The sequence below is a fragment of the Kitasatospora sp. NPDC093558 genome, from assembly GCF_040683475.1.
In the GTDB taxonomy this organism is placed as follows: Bacteria; Actinomycetota; Actinomycetes; order Streptomycetales; family Streptomycetaceae; genus Kitasatospora.
Genome location: NZ_JBFBDY010001326.1, coordinates 1 through 1,140 on the forward strand (window position 1 = coordinate 1; position 1,140 = coordinate 1,140).

The following is a 1,140-nucleotide window of genomic DNA, read 5'->3' on the forward strand; positions in this document are numbered from 1 at the left end:
GCCAGCCCGGGCCGTCGAACGCGACGGCGTCGAGTTCGTGCTCGCCATGTTCGTCAACGTGGACGGCAGGCCGTGCTGCAAGCTGGTGCCGGCCGCCGCCGTGCCCCGGCTGCTCGCCGACGGGGTCGGGTTCGCGGGCCACGCGGTGGGGTCGATCGGGCAGTCGCCGGCCGACCCGGACGTGGTCGCCGTCCCCGACGTCACCAGCTACAGCGTCCTGCCGTGGCGGACCGGACTGGCGGTCGTCCAGTGCGACCCGCACGTCAACGGCGCGCCCTGGCCGTACGCGCCCCGGGTGATCCTGCGCCGGGCGCTCGCCGAACTCGCCGGGCGGGGCATGGTCCTGAAGGTCGGCGCCGAACCGGAGTACTTCCTGCTCCGGCGGACGGCCGACGGCGCCATCGCGGTCGCCGACCCGGAGGACACCGGCGCCCGGCCCTGCTACGACGCCCGCGGCCTGGGCCGCTCGCTGGGCCACGCGGCGCAGGTGAGCCGCGCCCTGGGCCGCCTCGGCTGGGGCAACTACTCCAACGACCACGAGGACGCCCACGGCCAGTTCGAGCACAACTTCGACTACGCCGACGCCCTGGTCACCGCGGACCGCGTGGTGCTCTTCCGGTACCTCGTGCAGATGCTGGCGGGGGACGCCGGGCTGATCGCCAGCTTCATGCCCAAGCCCTTCGGCCACCTCACCGGCAGCGGCCTGCACCTGCACCTGAGCCTGTGGGGCACTGGCGGCGAGGAGCTGTTCCGGGACGAAGGGGACGGGCGGGGCCTGGGCGTCTCGGCGCTGGGCTACGCGTTCATCGGCGGCATCCTGGCCCACGCCCCCGGGGTGGTCGGCTTCACGTGCCCGACCGTCAACTCCTACAAGCGGCTCGGGGCCAGGGGCGACACGGCCTCCGGCTCCAGCTGGGCGCCGACCTACGCCACGTACGGCGGGAACAACCGCACCCAGCTGCTGAGGGTGCCGGCACCGGGCCGGGTCGAGGCGCGCTGCGTCGACTCCTCGGCGAACCCCTACCTGGCGACGGCCGCGCTGCTGGCGGCGGGCCTGGACGGCGTCGACGGGTCGGTGGACCCGGGCCCGCCCAACGAGGCCGACCTGGAGGCGAGCGCGGCGCCGACGGGCGGTGCACC

1 protein-coding gene is annotated in these 1,140 nt (G+C 75.3%); it reads left to right on the top strand.

What is annotated here, in order from left to right:
* Window positions 1-1,140: type III glutamate--ammonia ligase (glnT, locus tag AB0O00_RS40710; RefSeq protein WP_363659694.1), on the top strand; the 1,140-nt coding region annotated here is incomplete at both ends.